This window comes from Micrococcoides hystricis, from assembly GCF_042434215.1.
Taxonomy (GTDB): Bacteria; Actinomycetota; Actinomycetes; order Actinomycetales; family Micrococcaceae; genus Micrococcoides; species Micrococcoides hystricis.
This window is the reverse complement of sequence record NZ_JBHLUB010000030.1, coordinates 1-20,032: the sequence shown is the minus strand read 5'-3', so window position 1 is coordinate 20,032 and position 20,032 is coordinate 1. Positions and strand designations below refer to the sequence as shown.

Annotated in this window: 19 protein-coding genes, 1 tRNA gene and 1 pseudogene; 5 read left to right on the top strand and 16 right to left on the bottom strand. The window is 62.3% G+C overall.

The features are described from left to right. Positions 1-5 precede the first annotated feature (5 nt). Entirely contained in the window at positions 6-785 is a 780-nt protein-coding gene (gene pstB, locus ACFFFR_RS08080) for a phosphate ABC transporter ATP-binding protein PstB (protein ID WP_377459422.1), read from the top strand. A gap of 77 nt (positions 786-862) precedes the next feature. Here pstB and ACFFFR_RS08075 read toward each other — a convergent pair whose 3' ends face one another. The 4 genes from ACFFFR_RS08075 to ACFFFR_RS08060 form a co-directional block, all read right to left on the bottom strand. Beyond that, positions 863-1,888, bottom strand: coding sequence for an inorganic phosphate transporter (locus ACFFFR_RS08075; RefSeq protein ID WP_377459420.1), 1,026 nt, complete (start codon positions 1,886-1,888; stop codon positions 863-865). An 18-nt stretch (positions 1,889-1,906) separates the two neighbouring features. Further along, entirely contained in the window at positions 1,907-2,524 is a 618-nt protein-coding gene (locus ACFFFR_RS08070) for a DUF47 domain-containing protein (protein WP_377459418.1), read from the bottom strand. A 140-nt stretch (positions 2,525-2,664) separates the two neighbouring features. Then, a complete protein-coding gene (locus tag ACFFFR_RS08065; protein ID WP_377459416.1) occupies positions 2,665-3,705 on the bottom strand; it encodes a YeiH family protein in 1,041 nt (346 codons plus the stop codon). Between the two features lie 72 nt (positions 3,706-3,777). Next, on the bottom strand, positions 3,778-4,437 hold the full coding sequence (locus ACFFFR_RS08060) for a hypothetical protein (protein WP_377459415.1): 660 nt from the start codon (positions 4,435-4,437) through the stop codon (positions 3,778-3,780). A gap of 144 nt (positions 4,438-4,581) precedes the next feature. Here ACFFFR_RS08060 and ACFFFR_RS08055 point away from each other — a divergent pair. Beyond that, positions 4,582-4,657, top strand: a tRNA-Lys gene (locus tag ACFFFR_RS08055). Positions 4,658-5,255: 598 nt separating this feature from the next. On the opposite strand, the pseudogene ACFFFR_RS08050 reads toward ACFFFR_RS08055, so the two are convergent. From ACFFFR_RS08050 to ACFFFR_RS08020, 7 genes and pseudogenes are all read right to left on the bottom strand, one after another. Then, positions 5,256-6,302, bottom strand: a pseudogene (locus tag ACFFFR_RS08050) (recombinase family protein); the annotation flags it as partial. A 384-nt stretch (positions 6,303-6,686) separates the two neighbouring features. Next, a complete protein-coding gene (locus tag ACFFFR_RS08045) occupies positions 6,687-7,250 on the bottom strand; it encodes a hypothetical protein (protein WP_377459413.1) in 564 nt (187 codons plus the stop codon). Positions 7,251-7,260: 10 nt separating this feature from the next. Next, entirely contained in the window at positions 7,261-7,722 is a 462-nt protein-coding gene (locus tag ACFFFR_RS08040) for a single-stranded DNA-binding protein (RefSeq protein ID WP_377459412.1), read from the bottom strand. 95 nt (positions 7,723-7,817) lie between these two features. Next, complete coding sequence (locus ACFFFR_RS08035) at positions 7,818-9,563, bottom strand: type IV secretory system conjugative DNA transfer family protein (protein WP_377459410.1); 1,746 nt, start codon at positions 9,561-9,563, stop codon at positions 7,818-7,820. Between the two features lie 17 nt (positions 9,564-9,580). After that, on the bottom strand, positions 9,581-10,120 hold the full coding sequence (locus ACFFFR_RS08030; protein ID WP_377459408.1) for a hypothetical protein: 540 nt from the start codon (positions 10,118-10,120) through the stop codon (positions 9,581-9,583). Beyond that, positions 10,117-11,673: a putative type IV secretion/conjugal transfer ATPase gene (locus ACFFFR_RS08025; RefSeq protein WP_377459406.1), complete on the bottom strand. Its 1,557-nt coding sequence runs from the start codon at positions 11,671-11,673 to the stop codon at positions 10,117-10,119. The genes ACFFFR_RS08030 and ACFFFR_RS08025 overlap by 4 nt, the downstream gene beginning before the upstream one ends. Continuing rightward, positions 11,670-12,485 (bottom strand): hypothetical protein, encoded by an 816-nt coding sequence (locus ACFFFR_RS08020; RefSeq protein ID WP_377459404.1) that lies wholly within the window; start codon positions 12,483-12,485, stop codon positions 11,670-11,672. The genes ACFFFR_RS08025 and ACFFFR_RS08020 overlap by 4 nt, the downstream gene beginning before the upstream one ends. A 117-nt stretch (positions 12,486-12,602) precedes the next feature. Here ACFFFR_RS08020 and ACFFFR_RS08015 point away from each other — a divergent pair, with 117 nt between their 5' ends. Beyond that, entirely contained in the window at positions 12,603-13,664 is a 1,062-nt protein-coding gene (locus tag ACFFFR_RS08015; RefSeq protein ID WP_377459403.1) for a CHAT domain-containing protein, read from the top strand. Positions 13,665-13,674: 10 nt separating this feature from the next. Here ACFFFR_RS08015 and ACFFFR_RS08010 read toward each other — a convergent pair whose 3' ends face one another. From ACFFFR_RS08010 to ACFFFR_RS08000, 3 genes are read right to left on the bottom strand one after another with little or no spacing between them, the layout of a single operon-like run. Next, positions 13,675-15,150 carry an SCO6880 family protein gene (locus tag ACFFFR_RS08010; protein ID WP_377459401.1) on the bottom strand — a complete coding sequence of 492 codons (1,476 nt, stop codon included), beginning with the start codon at positions 15,148-15,150 and terminating at the stop codon, positions 13,675-13,677. Between the two features lie 6 nt (positions 15,151-15,156). Continuing rightward, entirely contained in the window at positions 15,157-16,578 is a 1,422-nt protein-coding gene (locus tag ACFFFR_RS08005) for a TrbL/VirB6 family protein (RefSeq protein ID WP_377459399.1), read from the bottom strand. A gap of 42 nt (positions 16,579-16,620) precedes the next feature. After that, the gene (locus ACFFFR_RS08000; RefSeq protein ID WP_049862703.1) at positions 16,621-16,893 is read right to left on the bottom strand and encodes a DUF6112 family protein; all 273 of its coding nucleotides are present in this window, start codon (positions 16,891-16,893) and stop codon (positions 16,621-16,623) included. 149 nt (positions 16,894-17,042) lie between these two features. Here ACFFFR_RS08000 and ACFFFR_RS07995 point away from each other — a divergent pair, with 149 nt between their 5' ends. Beyond that, on the top strand, positions 17,043-17,453 hold the full coding sequence (locus ACFFFR_RS07995) for an NUDIX hydrolase (RefSeq protein WP_377459397.1): 411 nt from the start codon (positions 17,043-17,045) through the stop codon (positions 17,451-17,453). Between the two features lie 10 nt (positions 17,454-17,463). On the opposite strand, the gene ACFFFR_RS07990 is transcribed toward ACFFFR_RS07995, so the two are convergent. Further along, positions 17,464-17,730, bottom strand: a complete 267-nt coding sequence (locus ACFFFR_RS07990) for a DUF6112 family protein (RefSeq protein WP_377459395.1) — start codon at positions 17,728-17,730, stop codon at positions 17,464-17,466. Positions 17,731-17,886: 156 nt separating this feature from the next. Beyond that, positions 17,887-18,276 carry a heavy metal-responsive transcriptional regulator gene (locus ACFFFR_RS07985; protein WP_377459393.1) on the bottom strand — a complete coding sequence of 130 codons (390 nt, stop codon included), beginning with the start codon at positions 18,274-18,276 and terminating at the stop codon, positions 17,887-17,889. 104 nt (positions 18,277-18,380) lie between these two features. Here ACFFFR_RS07985 and merA point away from each other — a divergent pair, with 104 nt between their 5' ends. Continuing rightward, entirely contained in the window at positions 18,381-19,805 is a 1,425-nt protein-coding gene (merA, locus tag ACFFFR_RS07980) for a mercury(II) reductase (RefSeq protein WP_377459392.1), read from the top strand. Positions 19,806-20,032 lie beyond the last annotated feature (227 nt).

The following is a 20,032-nucleotide window of genomic DNA, read 5'->3' as shown; positions in this document are numbered from 1 at the left end:
ACACCATGTCCAAGAGAATTGATGCGGTAGATCTGAACGTCTACTACGGCGATTTCCTGGCGGTCGAGGGCGTCAACATCAACATTGAGCCACGCTCGGTGACCGCGTTCATCGGCCCCTCCGGTTGCGGTAAGACCACGTTCTTGCGCACCATCAACCGGATGCACGAGGTCCTCCCCGGCGCCCGCGTGACCGGCAAACTGCTGGTGGATGGCGACGACATCTACGCCGCCGGCGTGGACCCGGTGACCGTCCGCACCCAGATCGGGATGGTCTTCCAGCGCCCGAACCCGTTCCCAACCATGTCCATCCGGGAGAACGTGCTGGCCGGCATGCGCCTGAACAACAAGCGCATGTCCCGTTCCGACGCCGACGACCTGGTCGAGAAGTCCCTGCGCGGGGCCAACCTGTGGAACGAGGTCAAGGACCGTCTGGATCGCCCAGGCTCCGGCCTCTCCGGTGGCCAGCAGCAGCGTCTGTGTATCGCACGCACGATTGCCGTCTCCCCGGACGTCATCTTGATGGATGAGCCATGTTCGGCACTTGACCCGATCTCCACCTTGGCGGTGGAAGACCTGATCCTTGAGCTCAAGGAGCAGTACACTGTCGTGATCGTGACCCACAATATGCAGCAGGCCGCTCGTGTTTCTGACAAGACCGCGTTCTTCAACATCGCCGGTGTCGGTAAGCCAGGCAAGCTGATCGAGTATGATCTGACGACCAACATCTTCAACAACCCGCAGGAGAAGTCCACCGAGGACTACGTCTCCGGTCGCTTCGGATAAACCCAGCGGAAAAGAACCCCCGTGCTGCACGTGAATGTGCGGCACGGGGGTTCTTTACGTCTGGCCTAGTTACCGAACTAGTACAGCGTCTCCAGTGGGCTGATGGCCAACACGAGGATGGCGGAGATTATTGCGCAGACAAGAGGCGTGAAGAGCCAATATGAGGCGATCCGGGCGACTTCTTGCCACCGCACAGAACCGAACGCTTGGTTGGTGCCAGCCCCCACGATCGCGGCGACGGAGGTGTGCGTGGATGAGGCCGGCAGGTGGAACGCGATCGCGCCGAAGATCACGATGCCAGCAGAGGCGGTCGTGGCCACAAAGGCACGCATGGTGTCCACCGTGACGATCCGGTTGGCCAGGGTGTGGGCAATGCGCCAACCACCCAGCAAGGTGCCCAATGAGATCGCGGTCGCGGAGAGCAACATGGTCCAGAGCGGAACTTCGCCCGGGGCAATTGCGTCAATCGAGGTCAGAGCCAAGACCATGATCGCGGTTGAACGCTGGGCGTCCTGCACACCGTGGCCGAACGCGCCGGCGGCTGAAGCGATGGCCTGACCCATGCGGGAGCTCTCACGCACGGAATTCTGGGATGCCTTGCGTGTGAAGATCTTCATCAGTTCAACGCCCAGATAGGCAACAACGAAAGCTAAGACGGGGGAGAGCAACAGCGGGGCCACTATGACCTGCCAGACAGCGCCTTCTCCGTCCGGGTTCCCGGGCGGGGCATCCACTAGCAGGGTGACGAATGCGCCGGCCAGCAAAGCGGCCACCAGCGCGTGCGTCGAAGACGAAGGCATGCCTTTGCGCCAGGTGAATAATCCCCAACTCACGGCGACCAAGGTGGCGACCAGCAACACGATCAGGGAGTGGTCGCTATGGGGCAGATAGAGATTGAACTGACGAATGAAGACCGCAGCCAGCGCGGTGCCCAGTAAGGCCCCCAGAAAGTTGAAGGCGGCCGCCAGCAACAGGGCAGCTTTTGGGGTGAGGGCCCGGGTGCGAACCGCCAACGCGATGTTGTTCGGGGCGTCGTGACCACCATTGATGACCGCGAACGCCGTTGAGGCCGCGATAACGAGGGTGCAGAGAAACAGTTCCACAGCTGGTGAATTCCGCCGCTAGGATTCCTTGACCAAAACCACGCCGATATGGGTGGCTAAGGCGCGCATGTCAGACACCGCAGCATCAAGGTAGTTGGCGATGTCCCATTGGCGAATGTACGTGTTCGGCTTGTAGTCGGCGCTCAAGTCCGCGATCCACGCACGGTGAGCCCGGTCGGCTCGTTTACACATGCGTAGGGTCTGCACCCAGTAGTCCTCGAGGTAGTTGAAATCGTCGAGGCGGTTCATGGCACCGACCGTCAGGTCGACTTGGCGGGTCAGAATTTCGAGTTGTTCGATCGCCTGCCGTGGCAGGTGCTTGGAGTTGGTGATGCGCACCATGTCCGCGGTCGCGACCACGTTTTCGGTGCACTCGTAGATTGAGCGGGCGATACGGTAGAGGTCTTCACGGGGCAGAGTGGTGACGAACGCGGAACGCATGTGCGTCATCAGCGCGTAGAACAGGTCTGAGGATTCGGATTCTGCCCGAGAGATGGAGGCGCTGAGCTCTTCACGATCTTTGCTCTCTACCCCCAGCATCTGAACGAGATGGTTGACAGCGACTTTCAGCTGTTCGGCCATCTCTGTCAGGAGCTGTGGCCCTCGGGTATCGGTGGAGAAGTAGAATTTGCGCACGGCGGTACTCGTATTCGATGATCCCGGGGTTGAAGAAAATGGAGAAGTTTTGGTGTGCCGGACCGGGAGCGCCTCTCGGCGGAAGGCCGCTCGAAGCGGCAATTATTTGGAGCCCGGGGCTACCGCGGCCCGGCACATCACTAGCTTATCAGCACGCCAAACATTGCAATACCGAGAACCAAAACTGTGGCAAAAATCCCTTGTACAAATGGTGCTGCACCGACCTTTTTCAGCAGCTCCACCTTCACACCACAGCCCAGACCGAACATGGCTGCAGCCAGCAAGAATGTTTGTACAATCTTGGTCACATCCAGCACCGGTTCGGGCACGATGCCGGTGGTGCGCAGCAACATCATGGCAATGAAACCCAGAACGAAGAGCGGGATCAGCGGTGGCCGTTTGACTGAGCCGTCACCGGTGTCTTGGTGTGCGCGGCGCTGCAGGATGGAAATGACGGCCATCATGGGGGCCAACAACACGACCCGGGCTAGCTTGACGATCACCGCAGTGGCAAGCGCTCCGGAACCGATCATGCCACCAACGGCAACCACCTGGGCTACTTCATGGATGGAACCTCCGGCTAGGATGCCGGCTTGCTGATCATCCAAATCCAGCAATCCAGCCAGAGCCGGAACCAGAGGAATCATCAGCGTGCCGAAAATGACGACCAGAGCGACAGCGGTGACGACTTCTTCTTCCTCGGCATCGATCACACCGTCCGCTGCGGCCACGGCGGCGGCACCGCAAATGCTGAAGCCTGAGGCGATAAGCAGTGACTGCGTGCGGGAAAGCTTCAGCAGCCGTCCCACGTAGTAGCTCAACAACACCCCGATTGCCACGATCGCGACGACCAGCGCGATAATGCCAAAGCCCAGATTCAACACATCGTTCAGCGCCAACTGCAAACCCAACAACACAATGCCGATCCTCAGCACGGGTTTAGCGGCGATCTGAATGCCGCGTTCCCAGCTTTCTCGGACCCCTACCGTGTTACGAACGATGACGCCCAAGAGGATGGTGATGAGTAAGGCGCTCACGGTTGGCAGAAACGCGTTGATGCTCAGGCCAATGGCCGCTGCGACGGCTGCGACCAGCAATCCTGGCGCGGCCTGGCGCCATTTAGGCGCTTTCGGTGAAACCGCCCCGGTCGCACTCTGATGCGTTGTTGAGGAAACTGTCATGATCCTAGATTCACACCATTCGGCCCTAAAGGGTAAATGGGAGCCGAATCAGGTGTAGGTGGGCTTGAGGAGTTAGTCGAGCGCGCCTTGACGCCATGCCCGGGCCGCACTGGCCAGTTCTTGAGCGGTCTTGCGCAACCGGTGCGATTGCTCGTACAGGCTGGTCGCGGCCGACGGGTCATCATGCTCTTGACGATCAGCCACGGCCTGCTGGCCGGCAGAAACCACGACACAGAACGCGGCCGCACGGTCCAGTGCCACATCCAAGTCTTGCTGGAACAGTCCGGAGAGGATCTCGTGAGAGACGGTCGTGATCTCTTTGGCGCCGGGAGGCTCGATCACCCCGGCAACAACCGCAGAGACATCCGCGTAGGGTTTGCCCTCACGGAAATAGCGGGCTAATTCGGCTGGTTGCCGAGTCAGCGCGGTGTGTAGAACATAGAGCCGCCAGAGTGCTCCCGGAAGTGAAACCGGTGGGGCAGAGGCCCACATTTGGGCAAGTAACTCGATACCGTGCTCTTGAGCCAGGGCCAGGATCCGATCCTTGACCTCTTGCTCTTCGGCAGACTGCGACGATTCCACAAGCAGCTGGGCGCTAACATGCGCGGCCTCGGTGATCTCGGCCGGATCCTCCCCGCCAATGACGGCAGCAAAGTCAACAGGTTCCATTGGCTTCGGCTTGTGATGCCGGAACGGAACCTGTTGGGCTACGGCGCGAGAGGAAAAAGTCATGCCCACCATTGTACGCTTCGGAAACCATCAGCATGCTGAATTGTGAGTAACCGCACCGTATCCCGAATTTAATGATTGGTTCGGCCGTAGGCTATGCTTAACGACGGTTATCTACTCCACTTAGATCAAGTGTTGTAGGGCTACGGGCCTTTAGCTCAGTTGGTAGAGCATCGGACTTTTAATCCGCAGGTCGTGGGTTCGATCCCCACAGGGCCCACCAGAAGGTCGTTGTTCAAACCGGCGACATTACCGGTTTGAGACCTCGATTCAGCGGCCCGCCCCTCGTGGCGGGCCGCTATCGTCTGCACACCAGGGTCGAAGAACGCGTTGAACGGTTCCCCCGGTTCACCGATAACGGTGCCCTCCTCACTGAGGTAGAGCTTGTCGAAGAACGCCTGGTTGGCGATGCGCCGCAGCGAGTCATCGATGCTCATGTATAGCTTGTAGCAGTCTCTGCCCAGTGCGAGGCAGTCGTCCAGGTGGGCACTTGCCAGTTCGTACTCCATGTCACCGGCTTCGATCTGTGCTTCGAGGAACGCGAGCCGTCTGCCGATGCGATCCTGCTCTGACTTGAGGAGATCAAGCGGCACCGCCCCCGCGTAGTGGGCTTGCAGAAGTTTGGAACGCTCTGCCTGGAGGTCGTCGTGTTCGAGCACGTGTGCGTTGCGTTCTTGCTTGACGGTGGCGTGGAGTTGAGAGAATTGCGCGGTGATGAGGCTACGCAATCCCTGGATGGTGTGCTCAGGGATTTGGATGCGCCGGTAGTAGTCTTCGACCGCGGCTTCAACATCAGGCACATACATTGCTTTGCGTTCACAGTTGGTGCGTTTGGCGTGACGACCGGCACAGATGAAGTACGGGTAGATGACGCCACGGCGGCTCTTGGCGTTGGTGACCATGAGTCGGGAGCCGCACTCACCGCAGAACACGGTGCCTTTGAGATAGTGATCGTGGGTTTGGGTTTTCTCGCCTGATACTTGTTTTGCGCCGAGCACTGATTGGACTCGGTACCAGACTTCGGGGCCGACGAGTGGTTCGTGGATGCCGTCGTAAGTGGCTCCCCGAAACGACACGCTGCCCTTGTAGTACGGGTTGGAGAGCATTTTCTGCACCGTCGATAGCGCGGGTGGCCGTGCTGGTCGTTTCGGTGTGGGCGGTGTGGTGAGGCCCCGGTCGATGAGGGCTTCGCGGAGCATTGCAGTTGAGTAGTTGCCCGTCGCGTATGCCTCGAATGCCCACTTCACGATCTCTGCACGTGTGGGGTCAGGTTCAACGATGCGCAGCTCGCGGCCGAGTTCATCGCGCGTGGTCACGTTGAGATACCCAATGGGTGCTTTTCCGTTGGTGCCACCGGTCATCGCTTTTTGGCTCATGCCCTTAGAGACTTCGTTGGCGAGGTTGCGGGAGTAGAACTCGGCGATGGTGGACATGATGCCGTGGAGCAGCATGCCCGAGGGAGTCTCGTCAATGTTCTCTGTTGCCGAGACCAGCATGACCCCGGCGTCTTTGAGCGCGACATGGATCGCGACATCATCGGCTCGGTTACGTGCCAGGCGGTCAACCTTGTGCACGATGCAATAGGCCACGTGGTTGGTTTTGACGTACTCGATCATCCGCATCAGTTCCGGGCGGTCGGCCTTCCGGGCTGATTCACCGGCGTCGACGAACTCTTCGACCACGATCGCGCCGAGGTCGCGGGCTTTGCGTAGATTCGCTTCGCGTTGAGCGGGAATAGAGAAGCCTTCGTCACGACCTCCGCGTTCAGCTTGCTCTTTCGTGGAGACGCGTAGGTATGAGACCGCGACGGCGGTGGTTGCACCGAGGTGCGTGAAGTCATTGGCGGCAGGTTGCTGTGTGGTGCTCACGGGTTGTGTTTCCTCTCCCCATAGGTGGGGCCAACACGAGCAGCCTGTACCGCTCGTGCGGTGCGACTCGTAAAAGGAAACAAGACCTGGACGACTCTCAGCGGAGCCAGCCAGGTAAGCCACGATAGGCCAAACAGGACTGCGCACCACGGACAAGCCGAAGGCCTGACCGCTAGCTTCTTACGTCTCTAGATTCTATCTCACCGGGCTGACAGCTCCCAGATGCGCTGCCCGAGCCCTCGCGGCCGATGCGGGTCTGCTCGCTGCGAGTGAGAGCCATTCCGATAAAGACTTGGGCAAGACGTTGCAGGTCGGGGGATTCCCGAAGCTCGGCATGCACTTCATAGTCTCGCATTCGGGCCGGGAGACGCGGATCGGGGGCACTCATGACACTTCCCCGGTTTCAGGATCGAGTGTTCGGTAGAACTCATCTTCTTGTGCACGCCGAACGTTCACTTCAGCCAGCACGAAATCAGTGAACTCGTCATCGCGGTCCTCGATGACAATGTCTTCGACGTGCGGTGCCGGTTCTTCGCCGGGCCAGGTGGTCTGCCGCGTCGGGCGGTCTCGGTCGAGGCGTGTGCCGGAGGCTGCGACCCAGTCGCGAAGACGCTGTCGGGCATCCACGAAATCACGGTGCCATCCCAGAGGTGCTGATCCGTTTTGCTCTGGGTCGTAGGCACAGAGCCAGTGCAGGTGTAGTGCAGACAGCTCCCACACAAGTTCAGGGTGGTGATGCCAGAACGGTGGGATCACGCTTGCCGGGAGCCCATATGTTTTACGGACCCAGTCAACCCATCGGTTAAGTTCAAGCCACTCGGCCTCCAAATCATCAGCACTCAGGAGGTTCCAGTTCACCGGGTGTGGGGGCTCTGAGGAAACATCAAAACTCTCATTCCCGAGAGCATCAACGTCGATCTCATCAGGTCCAATGCTGTAGTCGCTCATGATCGCCGCCTCAGATCCCCATACCGGGTGAAGCAGCGCCGGAGCGTGACTGGGTTGGAAGATCGAATGCGGATGCATCGCGAGAAACCGCTTCGCGTTCGGCTGTCTTCCCTCTCGGTGTGCGGTCCACCTCGTACCGGGTGCGGGCCATGTCATGGCCGATTCTGCGAGCAGTGAACTCTTCGCCCTTGATAGTTTGCCCATCACGTTCGTAGGTGTATTCGCGAACGAAACCCTCCGCAATAAACCGGTCGCCCTTCGACAGTCGGGCATGCCCCTGCTCAGCAGCGGCCTTGAACGCGACAAGGTTGTGAAAGGTCGGCTCCAGCTCAGTGAACGACCCATCTTGTTCCTGGCGGAAATGTTCTTTGCCGACCTTCACGAACAAACGAGCATCCCCGTTCTCGGTGTAGGTCAGCTGCGGTTGCGATGCGATAAAGCCTGAAAAGGACTGCTGCGTGTGAATAGCCATCGGTCCCGTCCTCCTGACAACTCAGCGGCGGCCTTCTCGGTTTGAAGATCGCCCCGTGTCAGACAGGTGCACGACCCTCCCCAGCCCGGTCAGGGTTATGGGCGTTGTTGGAGGAAGGTTTCGATCTCGGTGCGGTCGGCGCGTAGTGTTTTCGCGTCGTCACGAGTGACCCATGATCGGAGGTTGGTGACGATGGGTGGGGCGCTTTGGAGCATGGTGATTCCGGTACCGAACGGTAGGGTGCGGAGCCGGTCGGGTGGCAGGATCGGGACGCGGCGGATGGAGCGCTGGTTCGATCGGGTGCCGTGATCGCCGATGGTGGTGGAGTCGGTGTATTCGTCGCGCTCACCGATCAACGTGGAGAGGTCTTGAAGATCGCGGGAGTTGGATGCGCCGCCGAGGATGATTTTCACCATCGCGGCATCCCAGATCGCGTTTGCTGCGTTCTCACCCCACTTATCGCGTGCCTGCGCCAACGACTGGAGTACCGGCATCGTGGTGATGCCGGTGCCGCCACCTTCGGCCATGAGGGTCGGGAGCGACGGGAGTGGTGCGAGGTTTCCGATCTCATCCAATGCGAGCAATACCGGCGGGTCGAGACGTGCACCGGCTGACCGCGCGGCGAGGCGGCGTGCGGTCTCGATGAGGTCTTCGACGAGCGCTGCCACTAGTGCTGAGGACGCGCCTGCTCCGGCACCGGTTGCCAGCAAATACAGGGTGCCGGATTCAGTGAGGAACGTTTCGGGGTCGAAGTGCTCACCCGGTCGCGGTGTGACGGCGTCGAGCACGCGTGGGTCAGCGAGTGCTGAGAGTGCGAGGGAGACGCCTTGCCAGATGGAGTCGCGGGTGCGCGGGTCGGCGTCGATCATCGCTTCGAGGGATTCGGCCCATCCGGCGGCGGCCCCGGTGGAACCGGTGAGGATTGCGACGGCTTCGGCCGCAGCGGTGGGATCGAGCGTCCACCGGAACAATTCGGCCGGTGGCCGGTTATCGAGGGCTGCGGCGTGCAGGAGGGCTTGGAGAGCGGTGCGGGTTTTCCCCTCCCAGAACCCGCCCCCTTCAACTCCACCTGCCGACAGTCCAGTGCCGGATGCAAGGCCGGTAGCGCGGATCATCGCCGTCAATGGGTCCTCGCACCCGCGTACCGGTGACCAGCGCAGCCCTGCTGGGAGGCCTTCAGCGAGATGTTGCGGATCGAACACCGCCACCGGACCGATGCGTTGACGTGCCCTGAGTGTCGCGGTGAGGTTATCCGGACGGGTCGACGTGGTCACAACCGCGCCGGGAGCATCCAAGATCGCGTTGATTACCACGTGCAGGCCCTTACCGGAGCGGGGTGGGCCGACGAGCAGGATCGAGTCTTCCACACTCGCCCACACCCGTTTCCCGCGTGAGAGGCCAAGCAGGTATCCGACATCGGATGGCTTGGGTGCGTCCAGGGAGGGGCGCAGGGTGCCTGCCCGTTTGATGAGTGCCGTGTCGGATGCGACGCGGGAGACTTCGCCACTGGTGGCGATGCCTTGCAAACGTCTCGGGTCAGTCTGCACACTCTGCGAGTGGTGACGCACCTTCGTCCACACCCACCACACCCCAGCACCGAGCACGACGATCAGGAGTGTGGTGGTGATCCAGTACGCGATGGAGTTGAGCCCGTCAGCCTCCAATGCGGCTGCTGGATCGGCTGGATTTAGGAGCACTGTGAGGCCTGCGGTGATGCCTGCTTGTGGTTGCGGGGTGCCGGTGAGGACCGCGGCGACCGTGCCCGCGACACGGAGGATCGCGGCGAGGCCTGCCGCGGCGATGAGGAGTCCGATGCCGAGGTTCGCGAGCCCGTCACTCATCGACGCTGCTTGCCGGTTCATGGGTATCTCACGATCTCGTAGTTCCCGGAGACGCGACCGATCAGTACGACCTCCCCAATGGGTGACGCATCGAATTGGGCGGCCTCAAGGAGCGCACGGGCACGCCCAGTGTGGGAGGCATCGGTGTGGGCGACGATGATCGCGACGCCGATGTCTTCACCCGGGATGAACCCTTCCGCGGCGACTTCCACAAGCTGTGGGGCGGCCGGAGTCTCAAGCACTGTCTCTGTGTTCGCAGTTTCTGGTTCAGGGCGGCTGCGGCGGCTTGGGCTGGGAGTGATGATGTCGGTGAATGAGGTCCCGTCAGATTCGTGCACCTCCACTCGCACCGGGGTGCGGCGTAGATCGGTGATGCAGTCCATGAGGCGTCCGAAGTCGCTGCGCCGCCACGCAGGCGCAAACGCCTCAGGTGCGAAAGGTGCACCGTCAACCGTGACGATTAACGTGCCTCCTGTTTCCACGGTCACGACTACGAGCGGAAGTGTCACCGGCGGTCGGCCCTGCTGCTGTTGGGCACGAATTTCTCGACGGCTCATACTCCCTCACCACCCCTGTTCAGGCTCAGCGAGGCCGTGGGTTCGTCAGCGTCGATGACCTTGTCACTTTTGGTGATCATGCGGGTGGTGGTGTCGAAGGCGTCGAGTTCTGCCGGGTGGAGCTGATGCTGGATCACGAACGAGCGGTCCTTGATTCGCCACAACCCCTGCCCGGTGCCAAGCCCCGGGAGAAGCTTCTGTTCTGTGCCGGTGAGGCCCAGGGTTTGGGCGGTGATGCCGAGTTGGTCGGATTCTTGCCGGTAGATGATCCGCGTCTCCGCGTTCGCAAGCAGGCTGCTGGCGAGGGCGCGCATGGCAGAACCTGAGTCGCCGACGTTGTCGAGGTCGGTGAGTTTGTGGAAGATCAGCATGTTCGCGATCCCGTAATGACGGGCGAGCCGCCATTGAGCACCCATGCGTTTCAACAGTGCGGGGTGGGACATGAGTCGCCAGGCTTCGTCGTAGATCACCCACCGCTGCCCACCGTTCGGGTCCATGAGCGCAGACTCCATCCACGCACTGGAGCAGGTCATCAGCACCGAGATCAGGGTCGAGTTTTCAGCCACCCGAGAGAGGTCCAGGCTAATCATCGGTAGCGACGGATCAAACGCCACCGTCGACGGCCCATCGAACAGGCCCTGGAGGTCGCCTGCGACGAGGCGGCGTAGGGCGTGACCGACCATGCGGCCATCTTCGGCGAGTCGCCCGTCGTCGTTATCTGCTGGGTCGGGCGTGAGAATCAGGTCAACCACCATTGGCAGGATCGGCACATCGTTACCCGCGACGACCGCGGTCAAGGCGACATCGATCGCGGTGTGCTCCAACGGGGTCAGCGAGCGTTCCAGCACGGTGGCGGCGAGAGCACCGATGAGATCACGGCGGCGAGAAGCGACCTGGGTGGCCCATTCGTGGTCTGACAATCCTGAGGGGGGGTGGCCTTCATCGAGAGGGTTCAGCCGGTTGCGGAGCCCGTGGCCGAGGACGATGGCTTGCCCGCCGACCATTTCTGCGACCGGCGTATGCTCACCTTTCGGGTCTCCGGGTACGTAGACGCGGCGACCGAACGGGATCGAGCGGGTGTAGAGGCTTTTCGCGAGGGAGGATTTACCGGAGCCGACGATGCCTGCGAGCACGACGTTCGGTGCGGTGATCAGGCCCCGCTGGTAGAGCACCCATGGGTCATACACGAAGCTGCCGCCCGAGTAGAGATCCTGACCCACAAACACGCCGTCAGAGCCGAGCCCACCTTCGGCAAGGAACGGGTACGCACCCGCCAACGCAGCGGAGGTGTCTTGGTGGCGTGGGAGTCGGAACCTGCCCGGTGTGGAAAGTGCCGCGGGGCCGGGTTCACCCGCGGCCGGGAGGTAGCGGGTGTTGCGCCGTTCCGCACGTTGAGCATCTGCGCGCGTTTTGGCTTCGGTAGCTCGTGCCCTGCGTTCTTCGGCGTGGAGAGCCGCGGCGGCATCGCGGCGGGCTTTGCGGTGCTTGCGGCGTTCCCCTTCCGGGCCGACGAGCACGGACGTGTGCAGACGTTCATCCGTGTGACGGTTCACAGCCCCAGCCCCCGATCACGCACCACCGCACTGATATGAGCGGGGCGGAAGGGGTGGGCGAACGCATCCTCCCGCGCAGACGGCGTACTCGGAGCGTGACGGGCTGGAGGATCGTCAGGCCGTGCCGGGGCGATGTCGGCGTCCACACCATCGATTTCATTGCTGGTGTCGGTGTCGAGGATGGTTTTGCGGAGCAGGCTGACCTGACCGAGGTGACGGTTTGCGACGAGCACATAGTCGCCGTGTTCAGCAGTCCAATCCAGTGCACCGGTTGGCACGGTGTCGTAGACGTGCCCGTGTGCGAGCGCCGTGTCGGTGGTTTCGTTCCCGTAGTCCCACCTCTGGAGGTGTCGGATACCTGCGGTGATCCCGTCGGCATCGATCTGGTCAAGCACCCGGTCGGCTTCGTCGCCTTGCAGGAACACCACACTCACATACCTCTGTACCGGCTCGGCCACCGTTGTAACGGGGTGCCAGGCGATCCGCCCAGAGGCTTGCGACGCCGCATCGAGACGGTCAATCGCCGCATCCAGCAGAGACCCGGCTTGATGAAGTTCATCGGAAGCCGCCAACGCGTCCCCGGCACCGATCTCGTGGTCGCCCGCGTCGTTGAAAGCACGATCCTGGTGCGTGAGGTGGGTGATGGCGAGCTGGTCGAATACTTGCCGCAGGGAGCGGACCCCGGAGAGGAGGTCACCGATCACCGCATACGTGTCGGCCGGGTTGTCAAACGTGCGGGTCGCGTGGGCGAGGCCGCGCAACGCCTCGGATGCTTCGGCAGCATCACTGAGAGGGTTATCAAAAGTGGGCATGGTCGTCCTCCCGATGGCAGGTGTCATCGGACAGGTACTCCAATAATTCCGGTGATGTCGGAGGCTCGAACTACCGTATAGAAGTACGGGGTCGAGATCTTATCTAAAAGGAACAAAATGAGCGCTAGTCAATATCGAAGCCAGTTGGAACGTAAACGCAAACAGCGAGTTGATGCAGAGAAGAAGGCGGGAGAGTTCCGCGCGAAAGAGTCAAAGAAGAGGGCTGAAGGAGCTAAGGCGCGTACTGCTAGTGCGAAAGCTAAGAGCCATACGACTGCAAATAGTAAAGCTAGAGAAGCTGACCGGTGTGAGAAGGCTGCTGAGTCTGCTGGTAAAGAAGCAACTCGATGGCAAACGCGAGCCTCGGGCTATGCAAAGGAAGAGGTTGCAATTCAGTCGAAACTGGCGCGTGCTGAGCGCAGGGAATCTGATGCAGCTGAAAGGGCACAAAGACGTGCGCAACAGCAGGCAGAAATAAGAACTAGAGCCGAACGGACTGCGATTGAGGCCCGCCTAGTCGGAACTGAACAGGCCGTGAGCCGCGTGCTGCGTCGAATGCCTGATGCGAAGCCGGAGAAGCTTCGTGTGCTGATGTTGGGCGCTTCTGCAGCGGGAGACTTACGTGTCGGTCGAGAACAAAAGAGAATCCGAGCTGCTGTTGAATCTGCCTTGCACCGCGATCACATCGAAATTGACCCACGTCCTGCCGCGACTACCGAAGATCTCTTAGACGGCATCTCTCGCTTCCAGCCCCATATCATCCACTTTTCCGGACACAGTAACGATGAATTGATAGTTTTTGAAGACGAAAAAGACGAACCTCACCAAGGAGTAATTGTGACTGCGCGGGCATTTTCCCGCGCAGTCCAAGCTTCAGACACGCCTCCGCTGCTCGTGGTACTAAATTCGTGTAATTCGGCCAGCCAGATTGATGCTCTCGTTGCTGAAGTAGTCCCATTTGCGATCGGCATGGCTGAGAGCATCGGCGATGGTGATGCAATTTCTTACGCGGCGCGATTCTATGCAAACATCGCAAACGGACAGTCCATTCAATCTGCACACTTTGCTGGACAAGCAGCGCTCGAACTCGCAGGACTAGACAGTGCCGATCTTCCCACGCTGGCATGGGCACCAGACGTCGATCCTGCGCAGGTAATTCTCGTGGAGGCCGCAGAATAGCGACAACTGTCTACACCATTCGTGCTAGTGGTAGGGCAGCAACGGTGAAGGCTTGGGCTTGTTGCCCGACAAGGCGACGGGTTTCGCAGGATGCTTGGATTGCGGCCTGCTCGACTGCGGAGACCGCCGCTTCGAGATCATCTTGTGTGGGGGCGGAGATATTGATGAGGCCGGTGTAGCGCAGGATGCCGTGCCCGGAGGTGAGGTCGGCTTCTTGTTGGAGCACGTCCTGGTATTCAGCAGTTTGTCCGGCGTCTTCGATCTGCCCGATCTTCTGCCGCTGCGCCGCGTCACTGATGTATTCGGTTTTCTTCTTCCGAATATCCCGAGCCGCCTGATCCGACCTGATCGGTGTACACACCAGCGAGAACGAGCGCTGAATCCCCGTCGAGAGCAGTATCGGGGCGAGGAACCCCGGATAGACGAGTGAGCGTGGCCATTCGCTGATCCACAACACCGTATGATGCGCAGAATCCGACCGCAGCTGGTCCCAGGTTTCGGTGACGGCGACCGGGCCTGCGGTGGCAAGATCACGCCCCAGGTCACCGTGACGTTCCAGCGTGGCGGCGATAGCCGGGTCATAGGCGCTGCGCAAGATGACGGCGACCTCACCAGGGGTGAGCCATTCCGAGGGGGTGAGGTCTGCTGCGCGCAGCGCGGCGACGAGGGTGGTCATTTCCTGCCGAAGCACCGCGGCAGCCCCACGCAGTCCGCCGCCTGCGGTGCGGATTTGCCGGGCCGCGGTTCGCATATCGAGCGCGAGCGACAACGTGGTGGCATGGCGTTCCCCGGCGGGGCCTGCCCGTTCGATGAGTTCGGCATACGTGGTCGCCGTCCACGAGTCGTCGTGGTGGCCGTGGGAGGCCCACCATTCGGCAAGCCCTGACCCGGAATCTGGGAGGGTGCGTTCGAGCACCTGCAAACGCGCGATCCGCCCGGAACGGCAGGTGGTGGCGAGGACGCGGCCCCAGGCGGTGACGCGGCGTTCTTGTTCACCGGGGTCGAGGAGCACGAACGCGGGATGCGAGAGGTCGATGATCGCGGTGAGGGTGTGTTGGTGCGGGTCGTGAATCATCGCTGCGCCCGTCTCTGGGTCCACATACTCCCGCAGTGCGGCGGCGTCACCGGGGAGGGCGAGGGTGCCCGCTGGGCGCGGTTTGACGATACGGCGGCGATACAACAATTGCCCGATGCTGATCCGCCATATCCATCTGAATCCGACCGGCACCCACTCGATGAGTTTCCGGCCCCCAGCGGGCACCCACGTGAGCACGGCTGCAAGCAGCCAGATCGGTGCGGCGTAGGCGATGAGGATGCCACCACCGGCGTACAGGGCGGCGACGATCGAGAGGATACCGATGGCGAGGGTGATTAGTTGCGGCAGCGAGAGTCCTAGGAGGATGCCGCGGCGGGTGAGTCGGGAGAATTTCACCGGCGACAGCTCATAGTCGTTCCGGCGACGGTCGTGTTCGTGTTTGCGTGCCATAACGGGTTACTCCTTCGGCTTCGGGGACGACGGCGGTGCCGGTGGTGGTGTCGTCTTTGCAGGGGGTGCGGGCGGTGCAGGTGATGCTGAACGTGCACTGCCTGGTGTTGGCTGTGCCGGGGTGTTCGGTGTGGGAGGGGGTGTGGCGTCTCGTGCTGCACCTGCGTGGGCCTCTGCTTGTCCACCGACCGCGGACCCTGCTTTGGGACCAGCGGTGGCGGCTCCCTTGACTACTTGCGCGCCGATCACTGCGGCTGCGGCAGGGCCAGCCGCAGCCGCCCCTGCACCCGCACTGGCTCCCGCGCCTCCCGCCCCTGCACCCGCGCTCCCGGCTGATGCGCCACCGGCGGCGGCAGCGCCCTTCCCCGCACCAGCGGCCGTACCCGAAGACGAGCCACCACCACCGGTCCTTGCGGGTGCCGATGATCCGCCCCCGGTTTTCCCACCGGAGGTTCCGACGTCGTCGAGGACTTTCTTCGGCCCGTCACCGGCGGGTTTCGCGACGGTTGGGACGGGACGGTTCATCGCCGATTTTGCTTCCTGCTCACTCGACATCGCGTGGTACATGTCGAACCCGACGAACGAGATGAACTTGTACGCCATATAGGGTGCGAACGCGGCAATCAGCATGAGCACGATCCCCGCTATCGGGTCCGCAATCGACGCCAAGTCGAGGTCGATAGGGGCTGAGACTTGGGTGACAGCGACAAGGAAGATCACCACCAGCACAAGCTTCGAAGCAATCAGAGCGATGACAAACGCTGCCCATTTGGTAAACCACCCCTTGGTGGCATCCCAGGATGCTCCGGACAGGGCAATGGGGGCGAATACGATCGCCACCAATAGGAGCGCCTTGCGAATGAGAAGGCTGAACCAGACGATCGCCGCGGCACTGATCGCAAGCCCTGCGAGGAAGATCGTGATGATCGCCCCCACCCCTGGGGCAGCGATATTGATACCGACAAGCCCCGCGGCAAGCAGAGCGATACGGTCGCCCATACCTTCCATCGTGTTGCCGGTGGCCTGCACGATCCCGATCGTGAGCTGGTCGGTGACCTCCAAAAGCAGCCCGGTGATGCTGATCGCGACAAACGATCCGAGGACGGCTTTCGCGAGTCCGAGGGCGGCGCGGCTGAGTGCGGTGGGGTCGCGGCGGATGAGTCCGGTGATCAGTTGCAGACAGAAGAAAATGAGCATAATGAACACCGCCACACCGAAGAGCACGTTGTACACCCCGATATAGCCAGGGTCAGACAAGTCCACCAGGGTGGTGGTGTCAAACACGCTCCAGACGGCCTCGAAGAGCCATCCGGCGGCTTGGCCCATGGCTTGGGCGAGCCAGTAAAATGGGGCAGAGACGAGGGTGGCGGCAGCTTCACCGGCCACGTCGCACACGTTGGAGATGACGGGGATGTCGCAGATCGCCACCGCACATCACACCCTTCCTAAAAACAGTTGCTCGTGTTGGGGTTAGACGGACTGGCCGACGTTCCAGAAGAAATTGATCAGCGTCACCGATGCGCCGCAGATGATCGCCGCCCCGCAGGAGACGAGGACGCCGATCTTCCCGCGGCCCGCCAGGTGCGGGTTGCTGCTGTTTGCGCCGAATCCCCATACGATCGCCGACACAATGAGCGCCAACACGCTGAGGATGAGGCCGACGGTCATGACCGCACCGACAATGGTGCGCAACTGGTTAATGCCCGGTAGTCCGGAACTGTTGGGGTCGATATCGATCTGCATCGGCAACAACGCCGAGAGGACGGGGGTGGCTTCTGCCAGGACGGTGAGGGTGTTCACGATTCAGGCTCCTTCAATCAGGGGAAGCACAGTGCTTCTCCCAGAACAGGTACGCCCCGGTCACCTGCAGGCCGCTGATAGATTGATGAGCTATGGACGAGACAGTGGTCTTTGCTGCCAGCGCAGTGATCATCGACTCGGCGGGCCGTGTGGCGCTGATCAAACGAGGAACCGAACCCGATCGTGGCCTCTGGTCCGTTCCTGGGGGTTGCGTCGAGAGTGGGGAATCATTCGCCGATGCGGCTGCTCGCGAAGCCCACGAGGAAACAGGTCTCCATGTTCACATCGGTCGTGAATTGTGGCACGTACGAGTTCCGACAGATGATGGTCGGGTCTATGAGAATCACGACTTTGCCGCCACCGTGATCAGTGGTTCCCTCTGTGCTGGTGACGATGCGGATGACGCCAGGTGGGTCAGCGTGGACGAATTAGACTCGTTACCTCTAACCGAGAATCTGGCAGACTACCTGCGAAATTCAGGTCTTCTCGGATCATCCGCATGACCGAACTTGGCTACAAGGTGGAGCCGAGGTTGATGAGCCAATTCACCCAGGTGACTGCGCCACCGGCGAGGATCGCAGCACCCAGCGAGGTCCAGGCACCGATACGGGCTTTCGATGCTGCGCCATGGTGGCCGTTCGCCGTGGCGATCGCCCAGGTGATGGCGCAGATGATGAGCATGAGCACGGCGATGATGAGCACGAACGTCAGCAGCGCACCGATCACTGCTTTGAGGTCGCCTGCACCTCCGACGCCACCGAAATCGGGAAACACGTCCATGGTCAGGCTCCGACCGGCAGGGTCAGATGATCAAAATGACGGAGTAGTGCCCTTGATTGCATGCTCATACGACTCAGGTGTGTACGCATCACATGGGGGGCGTGCTGGTATAGCGACCGAGTGACCTGCCGCGAACTGTCTCCTAGTTCCGGAGAGCTATAGGTAGCGGCAGACCTGGTCCGGGCTACACGTCGCCGGTTCCGGGTGCGCGGCGTCGCGTCTGAGCTCGGTGATGGTGTCGCGCAGCGCGGCGAGCTGGGCGATCTGCTGCTCGATCTCGGCGAGGCGCGCGTCGAGGAGGTCGCGCACGTGCTCGCAGGGAGCAGCGCCGTCGTCGCGGATGTCGAGGATCTGGCGGATCTGGGCGAGGGTGAGGCCCGCGGCCTGGCCGCGGTGGACGAATTCGATCCGGGCGGCCGTCTCGGGCGCGTAGTCGCGGTATCCGGACGGCGTGCGCTCGGCCGGGGGCAGCAGGCCCTGCTCCTCGTAGAACCGCAGCGTCTTCGCCGTCGTTCCCGCCCGCTCGGCGAGTTCCCCGATGCGCATCGCAGGCCCCCTTTTCTTTCGGCAGAATCCCTCTTGACCTTCCCCTGCACTGGAAGGTCCAGTATGGCCGAGAAAGAAGAGAAACCCAAGTGACGGGAGCTGCGATGCCCACGAAGTACGACCTCGCCATCATCGGATCGGGCGGTGGTGCGTTCGCCGCCGCGATCCGCGCGACCACGCTCGGCAAGTCGGTGGTGATGATCGAGCGCGGGACGCTCGGCGGCACCTGCGTGAACACCGGCTGCGTGCCGTCGAAGGCCCTGATCGCCGCGGCCGACGCACGGCACTCCGCGGCCGACGCCGCCGACCGGTTCCCGGGGATCGCGACGACGGCGGGGCCAGTGGACATGCCCGCCCTGATCGCCGGGAAGCAGGCGCTGGTCGAGTCGCTGCGGGGCGAGAAGTACGCCGACGTCGCCGACTCCTACGGGTGGGCCGTCCGCCGCGGCGACGCCGCGTTCGCCGGCACCCCTGACGCTCCGGTCCTCCAGGTCGCCGGGGACGACGGGAGCACCGAGACGATCGAGGCCGGGCACTACATGGTCGCGACCGGCTCTCGGCCGTGGGCCCCGCCGATCGACGGCCTGGACGAGACCGGGTACCTGACCTCGACCACGGCGATGGAGCTGACCGAACTCCCTGAGTCCCTGCTCGTGCTCGGCGGCGGCTACGTCGCCCTGGAGCAGGCGCAGCTGTTCGCCCGGCTCGGCTCCCAGGTCACCGTGCTGGTCCGGTCCCGGCTCGCGTCGAAGGAGGAGCCGGAGGTGTCCAGGACGCTGCAGGAGGTGTTCGCCGACGAGGGCATCCGGGTGGTCCGCCGCGCGCTGCCGACGCGGGTGTCCCGCGACGCCGCGACCGGGCAGGCCGTCGTCACCGCGGATGTGGCCGGGGGGCGGGAGGAGTTCCGCGCCGACCAGGTGCTCGTCGCCCTCGGACGACGACCAGTCACCGACGGGCTCGGCCTCGACAGGGTCGGGGTCGAGACCGGGGACCTCGGCGAGGTGGTCGTCTCCGACCGGATGCAGTCCTCCCACCCGCGGATCTGGGCGGCGGGCGACGTGACCGGCCACCCCGAGTTCGTCTACGTCGCCGCCCACCACGGCACCCTCGTCGCCGAGAACGCGTTCGCCGACGCCGACCGGGCCGTGGACTACGCCCGACTGCCGAGGGTCACATTCACCGGCCCGGCGATTGGCGCGGTCGGGATGACCGAGAAGGACGTCGTCGCCGCCGGGATCCGCTGCGACTGTCGCGTCCTGCCGCTGCACCACGTGCCCCGCGCACTGGTCAACCGCGACACCCGCGGCTTCATCAAGATCGTCGTGGACGCCGACACCGGGAAGATCCTCGGCATCACCGCCGTTGCCAAGGAGGCCGGCGAGCTCGCCGCCGCCGGAGTCCACGTGCTCGGCAAGACGGTCGCCGAGGTCGCTGACGCCTGGGCCCCCTACCTGACCATGGCCGAGGGCATCCGGATCGCCGCCAAGGCCTTCACCACCGACCCGTCGCTCCTGTCGTGCTGCGCGTGAACAGTGCCGCGGGCAGTGCGGATATCTCCGTCGGAGGGCGGGGGCAGACAAGGAGCTCGAACCAGCACCGCAAGGAGGTGGGAGTAGTCGGGCCATCCGTCGCGGCGGATCTGGACCTTTCGCGGCTCTTCGGAATTTTGGGTGTAGATCGGTTTTGTGATCGGGGTGTGTTGAAGGCATAAAAAGTGTCGAGGTCTTTCGAAGATGGAAGTGCTGAAACAACACAT